This window comes from Flavobacterium hercynium (assembly GCF_002217285.1).
Lineage (GTDB): Bacteria > Bacteroidota > Bacteroidia > Flavobacteriales > Flavobacteriaceae > Flavobacterium > Flavobacterium hercynium.
This window is the reverse complement of the sequence record NZ_MUGW01000002.1, coordinates 213,724-233,161: the sequence shown is the minus strand read 5'-3', so window position 1 is coordinate 233,161 and position 19,438 is coordinate 213,724. Positions and strand designations below refer to the sequence as shown.

The window sequence follows — 19,438 nt, the reverse complement described above, 5'->3', positions numbered from 1 at the left end:
AATATATTATCTTAAAAAAGTGTAACAATTCATATTAAATTGAGTCTTATTGGAATAGTTAGGCAATTATATTGGCATTTTATTGCCATAATAGCGTAAAGAAAGAATTAGTATTGTCGTAAAAAGTAAACAATATCATGATCGAAATCAAAGATTTGCATAAATCCTACAAGATGGGAAGTTCAACATTGCACGTGTTAAAAGGAATAAATTTTAATATTGAAGAAGGAGAACTTGTCGCTATTATGGGATCATCAGGATCAGGAAAATCTACACTTCTTAATATTTTAGGAATTTTGGATGAAGCAGATTCCGGGAGCTATATTTTAGATAAAACACCTATTAAAAAACTGAATGAGACATTAGCGTCTAAATACAGAAATAAGTTTTTAGGATTTGTATTTCAATCTTTCAATCTGATAAATTATAAAACAGCACTTGATAACGTCGCTATGCCATTGTATTATCAGGGTATAAAACGAAAAGAACGTTACGAGATCGCTATGAAATATTTGGAAAAAGTAGGTTTGGGGACACACTCACACCACTTACCAAATGAACTTTCAGGAGGTCAGAAACAACGTGTGGCAATTGCAAGAGCTTTAGCATCTAATCCAAAAGTTTTACTGGCAGATGAGCCAACAGGAGCTTTGGATACTAAAACTTCTTATGAGGTAATGGAACTTATTCAGGGGATTAATGACGAAGGAAAAACCATTCTCATTGTTACCCACGAACCGGATATTGCTGCAATGTGCAAAAGAAACGTAGTCCTGAAAGACGGATTAATTATCGATGATAAAATGGTAGAACAAGTTAGAGCTTCATCTTATGTTTAATATCGAACGTTGGCAGGAAATTTTTGAAGCAATTGCAAAAAACAAATTAAGAACTTTTCTTACTGGAGTTTCTGTGGCTTCAGGGATTTTTATTTTGGTGATTTTGCTGGGTGCCGGTAAAGGACTTCAAAATGGAATTGAAAAACAATTCGAAAGAGATGCTGCCGGTATTATCGAAGTTTGGTCCGGAACGACTACAAAAGAATATAAAGGTCTTAATCCTGGAAGACAAATTCAGTTTCGTAATAGTGACTACACGCAGGCAGTTCAAAAATTTGATGATAAACTAGCCAGTAAAGCATCTACATATAATTTTTGGGGAGCTCAATTTTCTTATGGTAAAGAATCAGGAAGTTATCAATACAGAGGTGTTGATCCGGATTATTCGATCATAGAAAATGTAGCAGTCGTAAGCGGTCGTTTTGTGAATTATAAAGATTTAGAAAATAACGAAAAAGTGGCTACGATTGGGATGAAAATAAAAACGGATCTTTTTAAGGATAAAGATGCGATTGGACAAGAAATTCAAATCAGTAATATTAGTTTTAAGGTAATTGGTGTTTTTACTGATCCGGGAGGAGAAAGAGAAGAAGCCAGAGCGTATTTGCCAAGAACGACTGTTCAAAAGACGTTTGGAGGCGGAGATAAGATCAGTAATCTGTTTTTTACTTTAAATAAAACCGATGATTACGATGAAGCTTTGGCGCAATCCAGAAAATTCACGCAGGATTTAAAAGAATTATTGAAGAGTAAAAATATTGTAGCTCCCAATGACGATGGAGGTATTGGACTGTATAATTCAGTGGAAGATGCCAAGCAAGTTTACGATTTAAATCTATTCATCCGATTGTTTTTTTGGTGGGTAGGTATTTTTACGATTATCGCCGGAGTTGTTGGTGTAAGTAATATTATGCTCATCATTGTAAAAGAAAGAACCAAAGAAATCGGTATTCGTAAAGCATTAGGAGCTTCGCCTTTTTCTATAATTTCAATGATTCTTCATGAGTCTATATTTATTACCACTGTAGCAGGTTTTGTGGGCTTGCTCGGAAGTTTGTTGTTACTGGAATTTGTGGGCCCAATGGTTCAGAGTGAATTTTTTAGAAATCCCGAAGTCGATTTTAGTGTCGCTTTGACAACGCTGATTATATTGGTGTTTGCAGGTGCATTGGCAGGATTTTTTCCAGCATACAGAGCAGCCAAAATTAAACCTATTGTAGCACTTAGAGACGAATAATTATGTTTAGTAAAGATAATTGGGACGAAATTTTACAGGCGTTAACAGCCAACGTTTTCAGGACGGTTTTAACTGCATTTGGTGTATTTTGGGGAATATTCATTCTTGTAATTTTGCTTGCAGCCAGTAAAGGTTTAGAAAACGGAGTGAAAAAAGGCTTTGATGGTTTCGCTACAAACACCATGTTTATGTGGACGCAAACTACTTCTAAAGCGTATAAAGGTTTACCAAAAATTCGCAAATTTGATTTTAGAAATAGTGATGTAGCAGCTTTAAAACAAGCATTTCCGGATTTATTGTATGTTTCACCGCGTAATCAGCTGGGAGATTTTAACGGGACAAATAATGTTGTACGAGGAACAAAAACATCTTCGTTTAGTATCTACGGCGATTATCCGGAATTCATTAAGCAGCAACCAATGAATATAATCAAAGGGCGTTTTGTGAATCAGCAGGATATTCTGGAGAGACGAAAAGTAGTTGTAATTGGAAAAGGAGTTATTAGTGAACTTTATGGCAAGGAAGAAGAAGCTGTTGGAACGTACATAAAAGTAAATGGAATTAATTTTATGGTTGTTGGAGTGTATACTTCAAAGCAACAAGGCGGAAACGCAGAGCAGGAGCAAAAAAATATCTTCATGCCTTTTACCACTTTTCAACAAGCCTTTAATTATGGAGATAAAGTAGGATGGATGGCGATTACTGCCCAGGATGATAAATCAATTACAGCCTTAAAACCTAAAATTTTAGAATATATAAAGTTGCTGCATTCTATTAATCCGGCAGACGAAAGAGCAGTAGGGAATTTTGATTTGTATGAGCAGTTTAATAAGATTCAGAGTCTTTTTAATATTTTACAACTTATAGCCTATTTCGTTGGGACTTTGGTATTGATTTCCGGTGTTATTGGGATTTCAAATATCATGTTGATTGTAGTAAAAGAGAGAACCAAAGAAATCGGAATCAGAAGAGCTTTAGGAGCTACTCCGGGAGCGATTCGCAGTCAGATTTTGTCTGAATCGATCTTTTTAACCATTATTTCCGGGATGCTGGGTATTGCTTTTGCGACCTCGCTTATTGCCATTTTAAACGCAGTTCTGGATCGTATGCCAGCGGATAGCAATACCATGTTTGCAAATCCGACTGTAGATTTAGGAGTTGTCTTTGTTGCCTTATTAATATTAGTAGGATCAGGTTTACTGGCAGGATTTATTCCGGCTCAGACCGCAATCAATGTAAAGCCTGTAGATGCTTTACGATCAGAATAAAAATATCAATCAAAATAATTGAATTAAACCAAAAACAAAATGAAAAAAGGAGTAACCGTAACCATTTTAATTTTTATTGCTATCGTTTTCTTTGGTGCGCTGTATTATTTGTACGCTAAAAATCAAGAATCGCCAATCGTTTATAAGACAGAAAAAGCAGAAATTAAAACAATCGTAAAAAACACTATCGCAACGGGTAATGTTAAGCCGGATGAAGAGGTTCTAATCAAGCCAAACATTTCGGGAATTATAGAGCAGGTTTACATTAAGGCGGGAGAAAACATAAAAGCCGGAGATATGATTGCGAAAATTAAAGTTGTCGCAAACGTTTCGAATGTAAGCAGTACACAAAATCAGGTGCAAACAGCTAAAATTGCTTTAGACAATCAGGAAAAAATCTTTCAGAGACAAAAAGTATTATTTGAGAAAGATGTAATCTCTGCAAATGATTTTGATGCAGCGCAATTGGCGTACCAACAGGCAAAGCAAAATTATCTGGCTACAAGACAAAGTTTAGATATAGTAAAAACCGGAACTACATCTTCATTTGGAAGTTATGCTAATACCTTAATTCGTTCTACTGTAACCGGAATGGTGCTAGACGTTCCTGTAAAAGTGGGAAATCAGGTTATTGAAAGTAATAATTTTAATGAAGGAACAACTATTGCAAGTGTTGCCGATGTTGGTAAAATGATTTTTGTTGGTAAAATTGATGAATCTGAAGTGGGGAAAATCAAAGAAAATATGCCAATCGAAATTACAGTTGGAGCTATTGAAAATAAAAAGTTTTTAGCTGTTTTAACGTATATCGCTCCAAAAGGTGTTGTTGAAAACGGTGCAATTCAGTTTGAAATTAAAGCTTCTTTAGAAAACAAAGATGCTACTTTCATTAGAGCCGGTTTAAGTGCAAACGCTTCTATTATTTTAGAGAAAGCAGATAAAGTTCTGGCTATCAAAGAATCGTTAGTACAGTTTGATAAAAAAACACAAAAACCTTATGTAGAAATTGAAACTGGTCTTCAGAAATTTCAAAGGAAAGATTTGGTTTTGGGTGTAAGCGACGGAATTTATGTTCAAATTAAAAGTGGAATTAAAGCCTCAGATAAAATTAAAATCTGGAATCAGGGCTTAATTGATGAAAAAGAGAAAAAATAATTTAAAACAAGAAAGTTTTTTAGGTCTAAAAAATGTTAAATTTGCGTAGTATCTTTACTATGCTTTCATTCAAAATATATGAAAATAAATAAATGTAATCGACTTGTTTTTGCTGTATTATTAGGCTTCGGCTTAACCGGACACGCACAAACAAAACAATGGACACTGGAGGAATGCGTACGATATGCATTAGACAATAACATTACAATAAAGCAATCAGAATTAGATCTTAAAAGCGCTGTTATTGATAAAAAAGGTGCATTTGGGAGTTACCTGCCAACGGTAAACGGTAATGCTTCGCACTCCTGGAACATTGGTTTGAACGTTAACCCTGTAACCAATATTGCTACAACGCAAACGACACAATATTCTTCTTTGGGCGTAAATGCTGGTGTGGATCTTTACAAAGGTTTACAAAATCAAAATAATTACCGTAGAGCCAAACTTACTATAGTTGCTTCACAATATCAATTACTGCAAATGCAGGAAGATATTTCACTAAATGTAGCAAATGCATTTTTAGAAATTCTTTCGAATAAAGAAAATTTAAAAGTAAGAAAAGAGCAATTGGCAATTGATGAAAAAAGATTAGCCCGTTCAGAAGAAATGGTCAATGCAGGTACAATTCCGCGTGGTGATTTGTATGATTTAAAAGCAACAGCAGCAACAGATCAGCAAAATATTATTCTTGCCGAAAATAGTTTACTTATCTCTAAATTGAGTCTGGCACAGCTTTTACAATTAAAAGAATTTGCTGATTTTGATATTGCAGATAATATTGAGGTAAAAGACGAAAATAATATCATGGCACAAAATCCTAATGATATTTATACGAAAGCAAAAGAAATCAGAACAGAATTAAAACTGGCTCAGACTAATCTGGAAATTGCAGAGAAAAACGTTTCTATTGCAAGAGGAGCTTATCAGCCAACACTTCAGGGTTTCTATTCTTTTAGTACAAGAGCAAGTTATAGTGATATATTATCGGGAGTTGATGCTAATGGAAATCCGGTATTTAGAGGTCCGGATCCGCTTTTAACCCAGTTTAGTGATAACAAAGGTCATAATTTTGGTTTTCAGTTGAATGTTCCTATTTTTAATGGATTCTCAGTTAGAAATAATGTAGAGAAAAGTAAAGTAAATTTAGAAAAATCCAAAATAGATTTAGAGCAAAAAAGTTTAGATTTGCAGCGTAATGTTTTCACGGCTTTTACAAATGCAAAAGGAGCTTTAAATGCTTACGAATCATCTAATGTAACTTTGGAAGCGAGACAACAAGCTTACAATTACGCAAAAGAAAAATACGATGTAGGTTTAATGAACTCATTTGATTTTACGCAGGCGCAAACATTGCTGACCAACGCACAATCAGACCTCATTAGAATGAAATACGATTACATGTTCAAAATAAAAATACTTGAATTTTACTTTGGAATTCCAATTGTTCCAATTATCGCAAAATAATTTATTATGTCAAAAAAAACAGTTTATTTCTTAGTAGGTGGTGCAGTAGTTATTATTGCCGCTTTGATTGGTCTTTCAAAATCAGGAGTAATAGGAAATAAGGACGAAGGAAAAGAAGTTGAAGTTTCAAAAGTGGTATCATCAACAATTGTTGAAACAGTATCTGCTACAGGAAAAATACAACCGGAAATCGAAGTTAAAATCGCTCCGGAAGTTTCTGGTGAGATTATTTTGTTAAATGTAAAAGAGGGGCAAACGGTTAAAAAAGGAGATTTACTGGTAAAGATAAATCCCGACTTATATACCTCAAGCTACAACCGTTCTGAATCGAATTTGTCAGGAAGCAAGGCAGGCTTAAGTCAGTCAGAAGCCTCTTTTAAAGAAGCAAAATCAAACTACGAGCGTAACAAAACACTATACGATAAAGGCGTTATTTCACGATCAGACTGGGACAAAGCAATCGCATCTTTCGAAGTAGCCAAAGCTACTAAACAAAATGCTTATTTCTCTGTTCAGAGTGCTTCTGCCTCTGTAAACGAAGCTAAAGAAAACTTAAGAAGAACTACTATTTACGCTCCCGCAGACGGAACTATTTCAGTTTTGAATGTAGAATTAGGAGAACGTGTTTTGGGAACGCAGCAAATGGCAGGAACGGAGCTTTTGCGAGTAGCCAACTTAAACAACATGGAGGTTGAAGTAGATGTAAACGAAAATGACATTGTAAAAATAAAAATTGGCGATGAGGCAAATGTTGAAGTTGACGCTTATTTAAAAAAGAAATTCAAAGGAACGGTTACGAGCATTTCAAATTCAGCTAGCAGTACTTTGACTACTGATCAGGTAACCAACTTTAAGGTAAAAGTTAGAATCTTAAAAGAATCGTATCAGGATTTAACAGAAGGAAAACCAGCTTCGTTTTCTCCGTTTAGACCAGGAATGACTGCTACAGTTGATATTATTACTAAAACAAAATCGGATATATTGGCGGTACCAATTAGTTCCGTTGTCGTAAAATCGGATACTGCTGCAGTAAAAGAATTTAAAGTAGAAGATCCGAATGAAGATAAAAAAGCAGCAGCAAAAAGCGATAAGAAATTCGAATGCGTTTTTGTGAAAGTGGGTGAAAAAGCACAAATCAGAGTTATTACAACCGGAATTCAGGACGATACGAACATTGAAGTAATGTCAGGTTTAAAATCGGGTGATGTAGTAATTACAGGACCTTACACAACCGTTGCAAAAGACTTAAATTCCGGAGATAAAGTAAAACTTAAAAAGGCTGAAGCTAAAAAATAATACCAATTACAATTTATGATCATTGCTTTACACGGCGGTTTACCTAAAGAAATGTTGTATGGTTTAGGCGGTGGCTTTATTGTTGCGGTTTTATTTTTTATATTTATTCATTATCGGGTTTATAAAAGCAATTATTACAAAGATGAATTTGTATATTTTTCATCAGAAAAAAAAGTGGTGTTCTATATTGGTTTTCTTATTGTTAACTTTTTCGTAGCCTATATTTTACTCTTTGTTTTTATGTTGCTGATTATGGCAATTGCCAATCTTTTTCTTAAATAAATTTTTAAACTATTAAATTAAATATCTTGTCTCTAATTCTCAATATCGAAACTTCTACTAAAAATTGTTCAGTTGCAATTGCAAAAAACGGTGAAACAGTTTTATGCAGGGAAATTGCGGAAGAAGGATATTCGCATGCCGAAAAATTACATGTTTTTATTGAAGAAATAATGGCAGAGGCAGGAGTATCTTTTACGGAGCTTACCGCAATCGCAGTAGGACAAGGACCCGGATCTTATACCGGTTTGAGAATTGGAGTTTCTGCAGCAAAAGGATTATGTTTTGCTTTGGATATTCCGCTAATCGCAATTGATACTTTACAGACTTTAGCTTCGCAGGCAAAGGTTGCTGATGGTAAAATCATCCCAATGCTCGATGCCAGAAGAATGGAAGTATATAGTGAGATATTTGATGCTCAATTACAGGTAGAAAGAGGTATTGAAGCAGAAATTATTAGCGAAGATTCTTTTAAAGATATTTCCGAAACTGTTTACTTCGTGGGAGATTGTGCAGAAAAAGGCAAAACAGTTTTAACGAAGGATAACTTTGTATTTTTAGAAGAAATCAAATACCCATCGGCAAGAGAAATGAGTAAAATAAGTTTCGATAAATACCAAAAAAGCGACACCGTAGATGTCGCTTACTTTGAGCCTTATTATTTAAAAGATTTTATGATGACAACTTCATCAAAAAAATAAATAGTTGTTATTTTTGAACTGTATACGGCTGAATAGAAATACCTTCAGCTTCTAATGCAGTTTTGCAATTCTCCAGTGTTTGAGAAAAAACAGCTCCAAAATCACTATTTTTTGCCCACGGACGTACTGCAAATTCTACAGCACTAGGCGTTAGATTTAGTACAAATACTTCCGGTGCAGGTTTAGCAAGTACTTTAGGATTTTGTACTAAGACATTTAAAAGTACTTCTTTTGCTTTCTTAATATCTGAATCATAAGAAACAGCAAAAGTAAAATCTGCTCTTCTTTCTCCACCCATCGAGTAATTGATTATCGTGCCGTTTGATAATGCACCATTAGGTACAAACACCGTCTGATTAGTACCTGTCGTCATCTTAGTAACAAAAATTTGAATTTCCTGTACTGTTGCAACAACGCCTTGCGCTTCTATTGTATCACCTACTTTAAAAGGTTTAAATACGATAATTAGCATACCACCGGCGAAATTAGAAAGTGAACCTTGCAATGATAAACCTACCGCAAGCCCCATTGCTCCTAAAATAGCGACAAAAGAAGAAGTTTCGATTCCGAGTTTTGAGATAAATGTAACGAACAATAAAATTCGCAATGCCCATAATAAAATGTCAGCAAGAAATTTTGTCAGCGTAGGATCTAAATTTCTTTTAACCATTATTTTTCTAATGATTCTGTTTATTAATCGTATAGCATACAAACCAATAAATAAAATTAGAAATGCCGAAATTAATTTAGGCGAATAATCCAGCAGTACGTTAATAAATCGGGATGCGTAACCGCCAAGTTGATCAGTGTTGATTTCCTCCATAGTGTTTAAAATAAAAAAACCTTCTCATAAGGAGAAGGTGGTATTAGGCAGCAAAGATAAAGATAATTTTAGAAGAAAAAATATGGTTTTTTACTCCATATCAAGATTTATCCAAACACAGATCAAAAAAAAAGCGCCTCAATTGAGACGCTCTATTATTTTGACTTTTAATTCTTATGCATTTACAGCTTCAACCTTAATAGCTTCGTCATTTAGCATGCTTTTCAACATGTTTTCGATTCCGCTTTTTAAAGTAAAAGTAGAAGAAGGACAACCACTGCAAGCTCCCTGCAATATAACTTTTACCGTTTTGTCGTTTTCGTTATAAGAGTCAAAAGCAATATTTCCTCCATCAGCAGCAACAGCCGGTTTAACGTATTCTTCCAGGATATTGATGATTTGTTGTGAAGTTACATCTAGTTTGTCAAAAGCTTCATCTTTAGTAACGTCATTTTTAGTAGCAACCTCAATCATACTTTCGTCAAGAACAGTTCCTCCGTTTTCAATAAATTGCTTGATAAAAGTTCTCACTTCAAGTGTAATTTCCTGCCAGTCGTTGATCTCATACTTCGTAACTGAAATATAATTTTCATCGATAAAGACTTCTTTTACATAAGGAAATTTAAACAATTCTTTTGCTAAAGGAGAAGAAGCAGTCTGGTCGATATTTTTGTATTCAACAGGATTTTTAGTCAGCATTCTGCTTACTACAAATTTCAATGCTGAAGGGTTTGGAGTAGTTTCTCCATAAACCGTAATTGGCTGTTTTTTAGCTTTAGTTTCATCGATATTAATGATCACACCACCTTTGTCAACAAATGCTTCAATTTGCTCCGCAACGGCATCTTTTACATCATCCCATTCTACAATACTGTAACGTTCAATAGCAATAAAATTTCCTGAAATATAAACTGTTTTTACAAACGGAAGATAAAATAATTGCTGTGCTAGTGGTGACGCTTGTGCTTCGTCAATATTTTTAAATTCAAAGTTTTGGTTTTGAGTAATAAAATCTTCAAATTCAAACTTTAAAATGGTAGGATTTTGAGTTTCCTTTATGGTGATTTTTGTCATGACTTGTAATTTTTTACAAATTTAGTAAAGTTATTTTCTACTATTGGCTATATTTGATTTTTTAATAAAATAATTAAGACGCTTTTCAAAATAATCGTATTAAATTCTGAAGTGCAAAAATTATATCTTAGCAAAAATGCCTTTATGAAGTTCAGAATCAGAGTTTTACTTGTTGTTTTAATCACATCTTTTTATTCTTTTTCCCAAGAAGGAATTCCGGTTTATTCGGATTATCTATCAGATAATTATTACCTGATTCATCCGTCTATGGCAGGAGCGGCCAATTGTGCCAAAATAAGATTGACGGCCAGAAAACAATGGTTTGGTGAGGAAGGTGCACCCGCTCTTCAAACGCTGAGTTTTAACGGGAGAATTGGAGAAAGATCCGGAGGTGGAATTATTGTTTTTAATGATAAAAACGGATATCACTCAGAGAAAGGCGTTAAACTTACCTACGCACATCACATTTTGTTTTCAAGAGATGAAATCGATTTAAATCAGCTTTCTTTTGGTATAAGTGGTGGATTGATTCAGAATCAGTTAGACGAAACTAATTTTGGAGGCTCTTTTGATCCTATCGTCTTTGGCTCCATTCAAAAAGATTCTTATTTTAATGTAGATGTTGGAGCATCGTATAATTATTTGGATTTTTATGCACATGCAACGGTTCAGGGCTTGCTGGAGACGCGAAGAGAATTATACAGTGATTTCGAAAGCGATAATATCAGAAAGTATTTGTTGAGTTTAGGTTACGTGTTTGGTAAGAGAGAAAAAATTACCTGGGAACCATCGCTTTTATTGCAGATATTCGATCAAACGAAAGAGAAATCAATAGACGTAAATCTAAAAGCCAATAAAAATATGGATTTTGGAAGTTTATGGGCAGCGTTATCTTACAGAAGAGGTTTTGGAGGAGCGCAGTACAGTTCAGGAAACGGAGTTGCTTCTCAAAAATTGCAATACATTACGCCAATAATTGGTGTTAACTATAAAAATTTCATGTTTGCTTATACGTATTCGCAAGTAACAGGCGACGTAAAATTTGATACAGGTGGTTTTCACCAAATAACTTTAGGAATCAATTTGTTTTGCACTAAGGAGCGTTACAATTGTAATTGTCCTGCCATTAATTAAAAATATATATTATGCTAATAAAAGCTGTTAACGGAAAAGCGCCGGTTATACCAGAAGATTGTTATGTTGCTGAAAATGCTACAATTGTAGGTGATGTTTCTTTTGGAGGTTCTTGCAGTGTTTGGTTTAATGCTGTAATTCGTGGTGATGTAAATTTTATTAAAATAGGAAATAAAGTAAACATTCAGGACGGAGCAATTATTCATTGTACTTATCAAAAACATCCAACAATTATTGGAAACAATGTATCAATTGGACACAATGCAATCGTGCATGGCTGTACTATTCATGACAATGTTTTAATCGGAATGGGTGCCATCGTAATGGATAATTGTGTGGTAGAAAGCAATTCTATCATAGCAGCAGGTGCCGTTGTAACGCAAAATACCGTTGTAACATCCGGAAGTATTTACGCAGGTGTACCAGCAAAAAAAGTAAAAGATATTGATCAGTCTGATTTTGCAGGCGAAATCGAACGCATTTCGAATAATTATGTGATGTATTCAGGTTGGTTTAAAAACGAAGAGTAAACTATAAATTGATTCTTTCGAAAAAAGACGTTTTATAACTTTCACTAATCGGAATTCTTTTGTCACCAATCAAAACTTTATTTTTTTGAATCGATTTCACATGTTTTATATTGATGATGTACGATCTGTGAATTCTCGAAAAACCTTTATTTGAAAGTAAATTTTCTAATTTGATCAAGCTAATCAGGGTAAGTGTGAACTTATTGTCTGCGGTGTAGATTTTTACATAATCTTTCAAACCTTCGATATATAAAATATCGGCAAAATTCATTTTCACGTTTTCATATTCGGCTCTTACGAACATAAAATCTTGTTCTATTTCCGGAGCAGCGGTGCTTTCAGAGATAGTCTGAACTGGTGCTGCAACAGGACTTAAAGTTTGTTGCGCTCGTACAACTGATTTTAGAAAACGATGAAAGGGAATGGGCTTTACCAAATAATCAACCGCACCAAGGTTAAAACCTTCAACAGCATAATCGGAGTAAGCTGTTGTGAAAATAACTAAAGGTTTTTTCTCAATAGTATTTAAAAAATCAATTCCGGAAAAATGTGGCATTTCGATGTCCAGAAAAATCAAATCAACATTGTTCTGATTAATAAACGAAACAGCATCGATAGCATTGTTAAAAGTGCTAACCAATTCCAGCGTATCTACTTTCTGAACAAAATCTTCTAATAATTCAACCGCTAAGGGTTCATCATCTATAATTACACATTTCATTTGCCGGATATTAGATTTTTAAAATTGTTTTGGTGCTCAAAAGTAGTTTGAAACCAGTGAATTAAGTTGTAAAATTTTCATAAAAATACAATCTTAATTTATAATTAAGCGTTAACAGTAATCTTTTTAGTTAAAGTATATCCATCGGTTAAATTCCCGGACAATGTTGCCAATTCAGCATCTAAACTATCTGAAAAAACATTGTCTCGGACATTGGATGTATCGGCTTGACCATGCGCTGCATAATTGCTACTTGCATATACTTCACTTGAAATAGTTTCAGGAAAAGCAATTTGTGTTACCAATAACGAAGAACCGCTTGCAGATAATACTTCTACATGTACATGTGGAGCTCTGCCCTGATACCAGCCCGGAAAAATAGAAAGAAACGAAACTTCTCCTTTTGTATTTGTGGTTTGTCTGCCTCTTAAAAAATGAACAGTAGTATAATCTGTCTGTTGCATTTGCGTTCCGCCGTATTCAGAATAATTACCATCTTTATCACAATGCCATACATCTACCAGAACATTTTCTAATGGTAAACAATCGTTGTTTTTGTTTTCGATAGTTAAGTTAATAAGCAAAGCAATACCAACGCGATCTGATTTTATGTTCTCTAAAACCAACTGACTCGGTGTTTTTATAGGAAACGGACCTTTAGTCTCTGATGGAGAAACTACACAGCTTCCGTCATCAGACGAATTGGTGTCTGTGTCGTTATCGCTTTTAGAACAAGATTCTAATAATTGTGAAGCGGTTGCTAATGAAGCAATTCCAAGTATACTATTTCTGATAAATTTTTTTCTGTCCATTATAGTTGATCGTTAATTTATAGCGGTTTGAATTTTATCTAATTTTAAATTTAAATGCACCTTGAAATATTGATTTTCCTGGGTTATAATCAGTTCATGTGCATTAGGGTAAAGCAAATCAAGTCGGTTTTGTATATTGACCAATCCTATTCCTGAATTATCGGGATCTTTTACAAAATTTTCAATACTGTTTTCGATCGTAAAATCAAGGTTATTTTCTAAAATCACAATCTTAATTTTTACATGGGCAGCACCTTTATAGTCGGTTCCATATTTAAAGGCGTTCTCTACAAACGAAATGAGCAGTAAAGGCTCGATAAACTTATTTCGGGTATCACCATGAACGTTGATAACAATATCTTCAATATTATTGAGGCGAAGCTTTTGTAACTCGATGTAATTCTGAATATAATTGATTTCGTTTTCTAAAGCCACCGTTTTATTATCCGTTTCATACAACATATAGCGCATGAGTTCAGACAGCGTTACGATGGCATCAGGAACCAAATCAGATTTTTTATGTGCCAGCGAGTAAATACTGTTTAAAGAATTAAATAAGAAATGCGGATTGGTTTGTTTTCGCAGATAAATTAATTCTGTATTTGTTCTATGCGTTTCGGCAATTAATTTGTTTTGCTGATTGTTGTAAAATTCCGTTAATGTTCTGATAATAGCACTAATAGTCAGGATTAGAATATAAAAAAAAGAAGGCCCTATTTTAAAAAAAAGAGGTTGTCTCATTTCTATTCTCACATGGTTTTGTTTCGGAAAATAATGTGGATCAGGCGGCATCATTCGGGCAGGCATAACATTACCGGGTCTTAAATGTCTAAATTCCGGAATGAAATAATTCAGCCTGATAACCATAAAAACAGCAATAATCAGGAATGCAAAAACAAAATAAAGCCAGTATTTTTTTTCTAAAAGTAAAAGAGGCACTAAATAAAAATAGTTCAAATAAAACAAGATGATTCCCGTTCCCCATTGTACATAGAAATCATTGTTGATTCTGAACGGACTTTCGTAAAATTGAATCAAGGATGTCAAAATAAAGAAAGTCCATATCATGATATGAAACAGGATCTTATTTGAATTGGTATTTTTTAAAGCGTCTAAGTTCATTTTATAATTTTATTTTTAATAAAATTAAATCATTTTTGGTTACTGTTGGCGAAGTATTTTGACTGAGCTTTTCTACAACCAAATCGGCTACTTTCAATGCATCTTTTTCTGAATCAAAACTTTTGGTATCATTTATAACCGGAATTATAGATTGCTTAATTATCGTTTTGTTTTGATACGTTATAGCATATCCCCAACCCGTATTGGTTTTGAAGGTTTCAGTAGTAAAAGTTTGTTTTCGGGTACAGGCGCCCAATTGAAAAACAAATACCAGAAGCAGTAAATTCTTCTGGATGTTACTCCAGAAGAATTGATTTTTACTTTTAATTATCATCGTCATTTTGCTCCTCTAAAGGTTTAAATTCCCAGGCATCATCAAAATAAGTGCTTCCTGTTCTTCCTAACATATAAAATCCGCGGTTGTTAATCGCAAAACCAACAGCATCTGTTCTTGTAGCACCTTCCATTGGGGTTCTCTCTACCCAAAGATCCGTTTGTGGATTGTATTCCCATATTGTTTTTACGCTTTCTCCACCCACAACGTAACCTAGTCCGTTCATGCTAAAAGCAGAAGCATTCGATCTTGTGATTGTATAATCATCGTTATAAGAGTAATCATCATCGGTATCTTTGTCGATATCCAATTTTCTCGTCCAAATGTCTGTAGCAGGATCAAATTCCCAAAAATCTTCCTGATATACACCATTATTACTTCCGGTCCCCAGGTAAGCCTTTGCATCAATAACAAAAACGACAGCGTTACGACGCTTGTTACCGCTAAAGCCATTTACAAGTGTCCACGTATCTGTTAGATCATTATACGAATAAAAGTCTTTTAAATAATTTCCGTCATACCCAGTTCCAAAATAGGCTTTTCCGCCTACCTGAAATCCTACAGCAGCGTAACGAGCCGTTCCTGCAAAATCTGTTTTCTGAGTCCAGCTATTCGCTGCAGGATCGTATTGATAAAAATCTTTCAGTCTGTTTGTTCCGTCATAACCAAGACCTACATAACCTTTGTCATTAAGCGTAAAACTAGATGCAGAACTTCTTCCTACTCCGGAGAAATCTGCTTTTTGCTCCCAATAATCTCCAGTTGAGTTGTACGCCCATAAATCTTTCAAATATAAATCGCCTGTGTAGCCAGTTGCTACATAAGCATAATCTCCAATAACAAAACTAGTAGCACTAGATCTTGCCGGTCCGTCAAATGCTGATTTTTTAACCCAGTTTCCCATTAAATCATCGTCGTCGTCGCTGTTACTGCAGCTAATAAAAAAGAGACTCGAAAATAGTGTCGCGAATAATATTCCTTTTTTAAAATTATTCATAGTGTATTAAATTTATTTATAGTTTGTATTTGATGCCAATTCCCAAGAGATATCCGTTGCCGGTATTAAAATCATAAACTTTATGATTGTCCTGATCTGTCAGGTTGTATTTTTTATTAAAATCATAACCAGTCTTAAAATTGATAAACCAGTTTTTGTCTACATTTCTTTCATATTCAAAAGCAGAGGTCATTTGTGACAATGCCATTTTTTCAGCATTTTCAGGATAAGTGACAGAACCTAAATTGTAATAATTACCATTAAAGCTGTTACTCAGATTAAAATTATTTCTGCTATTATTAGAATAAGAAAGCTTAGAATCCGGAAATCCAATTTGCAATTCAGTATTGGTATTCATTTTATATTTTAATGCAAAAACCGGTGTGAATTTGGGCGTTCCAAAAATGGTTGATCTTGCAGCTCCAATACTTAAACTAGTACTCGGACTAAACTGCCTGCTGATTTCAAACTTTCCCAAAACTGCGGCATCTGAAAAATCAACCTTAGACTGAAAACTCACTATTGGAATTATGGACAGATTCAGTTTTGTATTGTTTGAAATCTCATGTGCAATTGCAATAGTGTATCTTAATTGATTGAATTTATTTAGATCTTCAAATTTTGTAAAACTTCCTGTTTCATAATTCACTTTCAAATTCGAATATTCCAATGTATTTGTCAATGTGTTTTTGGCATTCATTTTTGTATTGACAGTTACACCAATATTAGTTTCATTAAAATCAATTTCAGATGTAGGCTCTGTTTTTAAATTCATATTTACTGAAAATTGTTCCTGAGCTTTCATATTGAAAAATGAAATTAAAAATGCGACACCTGTTAAAAACCTTATTTTCATTACTTAATTATTGGCTCAAAAGTAGGTGGCTAATGTTTTTAAAAAAAAGAAGATATATGTATGGTGCTTTTTGATAGACAAAACACCCCTTTTTATGGCTGAATGCATTATTTGTTTCTGAATGTCTGTAATAGATGTTTTTTTGCTATTTGTAGGCTAAAATCAGGCGACTGTATATGTTATAGTGCGATGCAAAACAGTGCCTTTTATATTTGTCAAAAAATAAGATTATGCACAAGTTTATATTGATGTTACTTTTTGGTCTTACCATTGTTTCCTGCGGAACAGATACAGATGCTGGTGAGTTTGTTGTTGGATCAGATTATTTGGCTGTAAACAACAAGGTTATTTTGATTGATACTGTAACGGTAGAAATGTCGACCATTAATTTTGATTCCCTCGTTACTTCAGGTCAGAATCGGATTTTAGTCGGGAACTATGACGATCCTCTTTTTGGGAAAGTGAAATCCAGCAGTTACTTTCAATTACACTCAGCAACAACATACGCCTTGACCAGTAACGGTTCAGATACAGATGCACCTAATTTTGTTTTTGATTCTATTTCGATGATTCTAAAATACGACAGGTATTATTATGGTGATACTACAAAGGTGCAGACAGTCAATATCCACAGATTAACACAAAGGGTAAAGCCCAATACAGATGATTCCAGCTTTTACAATAATTCGACCTTAAGTTATAATACTGAAAGTCTGGGTTCTATCTCATACATACCGAGACCACTTGAAAAAGATTCGATTAATATAAAAATGGATGGTGTTTTTGGGGATGCACTTTTTCAAAAAATCAAAAAAAGAGAAATAACAGATTTTGATACTTTTAGCGAATATTTAAAAGGACTGGTACTTGTGCCTTCTACATCAAATTCTTCAAGTGTTATTGGTTTTGATTTAACGACGAGCGTTGTCAGGTTGTATTATTCTAAATATCAGGGTGATGAAGAGAAATCGTATTATATTGATTTTACAATAACAGACAGTTCAGTGCAATTCAACTCATTTTATTCTGATAAGACAGGAACACTAATAGAGAATTTACCCAATTCGAGCAGTAAATTGTCAAGCAGCTTAACCAATCAGCAGTCTTTTATACAATCCGGAACGGGAGTGGCGTGCAGAATAGATTTTCCAAATATAAAGCAGCTCAAATATATTTCAGATAACGGAGCTATCGTAGATGCCCAATTGATTTTGAAAGCGGTTAATAATTCGTATTCAGCGCAATATCCACTGGCAGATTCAGTGCAGGTGCATGTAGGTGATAATTTGAACAGAATCAGCGGAACTTTACTTAATTCTGCAGGAGCAGCGGTTTATGGTGTGCTGAACCAAAAAAGTGACGAATTCAATGAAAATGTTGCCTATTCATTTTCTATCGGAACTTTTCTGCAAAAAGAAATGCTCAAACAATCTGATTCAAAATCGTCTTTGGTTTTAACGTTACCGGGAATTTCTAATTCTGTGGACAGAATTGTTTTGGGCGATCAAAAACATTTGAACAATAAAATTCAGCTGAAAATTTATTACATCTCCTATTAAATGAAAAATAAAATTATCTTTTTGATTGGCATTGTTTTATTGTCATTCAATTCGTTTTCTCAAAGTATTTCCAGTTCACCTTATTCGTTGTATGGAGTAGGGAGTTTGTACGATTCTGATTTTGGAATTATTCCGTCTATCGGTTCTTCAGGAATTGCATTGCCGTCAGATGTGTTTATTAATAATTTAAATCCGGCTTCGCTGGCTTATTTGCCATTAAACCATTTTATGTTTGATGTAGGAGGTAAAGCCATTGCGACAACTTTTGAAGGTAGTTCGAAAAGTGAGAAGCGAAATAATTTTCAGTTTTCTCATATTGCTTTTGCCTTTCCAATAACCAAAAAATCCGGTTTTAGTGTTGCTTTACGTCCTTATTCGAGTTCAGCATTTACGATTTCCAATTTAAAATTACCCATAACTGATAGCAATGATTTTTACTATTTGACCGCAACAGGTTCTGGCGGACTAAACAATTTTGATTTTTCATACGGCTATCTTTTTAGTAAAAAATTTGCAGCTGGAGTTTCTGCAACCGTGTTATTTGGAAATACAACAGATGACAGGAGTTATTTGATTTCAAATTCTATTACAACCATCAATAAAAAAACAGATTATAGTGGCGTGCGTGCTACTTTAGGAGCTCAATATAAAATTGATTCTACTTTTACGATCGCTTCTACATTTAAAGTTCCAACAAGGGTTAAAGCTTCCAAAGTGCAAAGTGTTGAAACAATAGCCAATGAAGTAATTACTACTGTAGAGTCTGATGTGGCTTCTGATGCAGATGATTACTACATGCCATTAGAAATGGGATTTGGGATAAGCAAGCGTTTCAAAAACAATATAAATGTAACTTTTGACTATGAAAAAAGTTTGTGGAACAATACGAACCAATCCGATTCCTACGGAGATTTTGTAAACCAGGACAGATTTGGGCTAGGATTTACATACAGTACGAAGAAAAATGTCCGCAGATATTGGGATAGAATTCAATATGCCGGAGGACTAAGTTATGACAACGGTTATCTTGAAATAGGTGGTAAAAGAGTAAACAATGCTGCCATTACTTTGGGACTTTCCTTGCCTATAGAAAATACGTTGACGGCATTAAGCATTTCATATTCTTACGGTCAAAAAGGAAGAGTATCGGATAATTTAATTAAAGAAAACTATCATAAAATATCCTTCAATTTATCTTTAGACGGAATATGGTTTGTAAAACGAAAAATAGAATAAC

20 protein-coding genes are annotated in these 19,438 nt (G+C 34.1%); 12 read left to right on the top strand and 8 right to left on the bottom strand.

What is annotated here, in order from left to right; all coding sequences use genetic code 11:
* The first annotated feature begins 137 nt into the window (after positions 1-137).
* The 8 genes from B0A66_RS01375 (at position 138) to tsaB (ending at position 8,239) form a co-directional block, all read left to right on the top strand.
* Complete coding sequence (locus B0A66_RS01375) at positions 138-839, top strand: ABC transporter ATP-binding protein (protein ID WP_089048049.1); 702 nt, start codon at positions 138-140, stop codon at positions 837-839.
* Entirely contained in the window at positions 832-2,076 is a 1,245-nt protein-coding gene (locus tag B0A66_RS01370; RefSeq protein WP_089048048.1) for an ABC transporter permease, read from the top strand. Before B0A66_RS01375 ends, B0A66_RS01370 begins: the two co-directional genes overlap by 8 nt.
* A gap of 2 nt (positions 2,077-2,078) precedes the next feature.
* Positions 2,079-3,344: an ABC transporter permease gene (locus B0A66_RS01365; protein ID WP_089048047.1), complete on the top strand. Its 1,266-nt coding sequence runs from the start codon at positions 2,079-2,081 to the stop codon at positions 3,342-3,344.
* Positions 3,345-3,383: 39 nt separating this feature from the next.
* Positions 3,384-4,499 carry an efflux RND transporter periplasmic adaptor subunit gene (locus B0A66_RS01360; RefSeq protein WP_089048046.1) on the top strand — a complete coding sequence of 372 codons (1,116 nt, stop codon included), beginning with the start codon at positions 3,384-3,386 and terminating at the stop codon, positions 4,497-4,499.
* 78 nt (positions 4,500-4,577) lie between these two features.
* The gene (locus tag B0A66_RS01355; RefSeq protein ID WP_089048045.1) at positions 4,578-5,963 is read left to right on the top strand and encodes a TolC family protein; all 1,386 of its coding nucleotides are present in this window, start codon (positions 4,578-4,580) and stop codon (positions 5,961-5,963) included.
* A gap of 6 nt (positions 5,964-5,969) precedes the next feature.
* On the top strand, positions 5,970-7,259 hold the full coding sequence (locus B0A66_RS01350) for an efflux RND transporter periplasmic adaptor subunit (RefSeq protein ID WP_089048044.1): 1,290 nt from the start codon (positions 5,970-5,972) through the stop codon (positions 7,257-7,259).
* 15 nt (positions 7,260-7,274) lie between these two features.
* On the top strand, positions 7,275-7,541 hold the full coding sequence (locus tag B0A66_RS01345; protein ID WP_089048043.1) for a hypothetical protein: 267 nt from the start codon (positions 7,275-7,277) through the stop codon (positions 7,539-7,541).
* Between the two features lie 26 nt (positions 7,542-7,567).
* The gene (gene tsaB / locus B0A66_RS01340; protein ID WP_089048042.1) at positions 7,568-8,239 is read left to right on the top strand and encodes a tRNA (adenosine(37)-N6)-threonylcarbamoyltransferase complex dimerization subunit type 1 TsaB; all 672 of its coding nucleotides are present in this window, start codon (positions 7,568-7,570) and stop codon (positions 8,237-8,239) included.
* 7 nt (positions 8,240-8,246) lie between these two features.
* Here the strand turns inward: tsaB and B0A66_RS01335 are convergent, their stop codons facing one another.
* The gene (locus tag B0A66_RS01335; RefSeq protein ID WP_089048041.1) at positions 8,247-9,062 is read right to left on the bottom strand and encodes a mechanosensitive ion channel family protein; all 816 of its coding nucleotides are present in this window, start codon (positions 9,060-9,062) and stop codon (positions 8,247-8,249) included.
* Positions 9,063-9,236: 174 nt separating this feature from the next.
* Positions 9,237-10,136 carry a NifU family protein gene (locus tag B0A66_RS01330; protein ID WP_089048040.1) on the bottom strand — a complete coding sequence of 300 codons (900 nt, stop codon included), beginning with the start codon at positions 10,134-10,136 and terminating at the stop codon, positions 9,237-9,239.
* Between the two features lie 144 nt (positions 10,137-10,280).
* On the opposite strand from B0A66_RS01330, the gene B0A66_RS01325 reads away from it, so the two are divergent.
* Positions 10,281-11,270, top strand: a complete 990-nt coding sequence (locus B0A66_RS01325) for a PorP/SprF family type IX secretion system membrane protein (RefSeq protein WP_089048039.1) — start codon at positions 10,281-10,283, stop codon at positions 11,268-11,270.
* An 11-nt stretch (positions 11,271-11,281) separates the two neighbouring features.
* On the top strand, positions 11,282-11,800 hold the full coding sequence (locus tag B0A66_RS01320) for a gamma carbonic anhydrase family protein (protein WP_089048038.1): 519 nt from the start codon (positions 11,282-11,284) through the stop codon (positions 11,798-11,800).
* A gap of 1 nt (position 11,801) precedes the next feature.
* Here B0A66_RS01320 and B0A66_RS01315 read toward each other — a convergent pair whose 3' ends face one another.
* From B0A66_RS01315 to B0A66_RS01290, 6 genes are all read right to left on the bottom strand, one after another.
* Positions 11,802-12,521 (bottom strand): LytR/AlgR family response regulator transcription factor, encoded by a 720-nt coding sequence (locus B0A66_RS01315; protein ID WP_089048037.1) that lies wholly within the window; start codon positions 12,519-12,521, stop codon positions 11,802-11,804.
* A 104-nt stretch (positions 12,522-12,625) separates the two neighbouring features.
* Positions 12,626-13,333, bottom strand: coding sequence for a dioxygenase family protein (locus tag B0A66_RS01310; RefSeq protein ID WP_089048036.1), 708 nt, complete (start codon positions 13,331-13,333; stop codon positions 12,626-12,628).
* A gap of 12 nt (positions 13,334-13,345) precedes the next feature.
* Positions 13,346-14,455: a sensor histidine kinase gene (locus B0A66_RS01305; protein ID WP_089048035.1), complete on the bottom strand. Its 1,110-nt coding sequence runs from the start codon at positions 14,453-14,455 to the stop codon at positions 13,346-13,348.
* Between the two features lies 1 nt (position 14,456).
* Positions 14,457-14,789: a DUF4907 domain-containing protein gene (locus B0A66_RS01300; protein WP_089048034.1), complete on the bottom strand. Its 333-nt coding sequence runs from the start codon at positions 14,787-14,789 to the stop codon at positions 14,457-14,459.
* Complete coding sequence (locus B0A66_RS01295) at positions 14,779-15,786, bottom strand: Kelch repeat-containing protein (protein WP_089048033.1); 1,008 nt, start codon at positions 15,784-15,786, stop codon at positions 14,779-14,781. Before B0A66_RS01295 ends, B0A66_RS01300 begins: the two co-directional genes overlap by 11 nt.
* 16 nt (positions 15,787-15,802) lie before the next feature.
* Entirely contained in the window at positions 15,803-16,642 is an 840-nt protein-coding gene (locus B0A66_RS01290; RefSeq protein WP_089048032.1) for a DUF6268 family outer membrane beta-barrel protein, read from the bottom strand.
* A 230-nt stretch (positions 16,643-16,872) separates the two neighbouring features.
* Between B0A66_RS01290 and B0A66_RS01285 the strand changes: the two genes are divergently transcribed.
* Both B0A66_RS01285 and B0A66_RS01280 read left to right on the top strand, forming a co-directional pair.
* Positions 16,873-18,201, top strand: a complete 1,329-nt coding sequence (locus B0A66_RS01285) for a DUF4270 family protein (protein WP_244283372.1) — start codon at positions 16,873-16,875, stop codon at positions 18,199-18,201.
* Positions 18,202-19,437: an aromatic hydrocarbon degradation protein gene (locus B0A66_RS01280; RefSeq protein ID WP_089048030.1), complete on the top strand. Its 1,236-nt coding sequence runs from the start codon at positions 18,202-18,204 to the stop codon at positions 19,435-19,437.
* The last annotated feature ends 1 nt before the right edge of the window (position 19,438 follow it).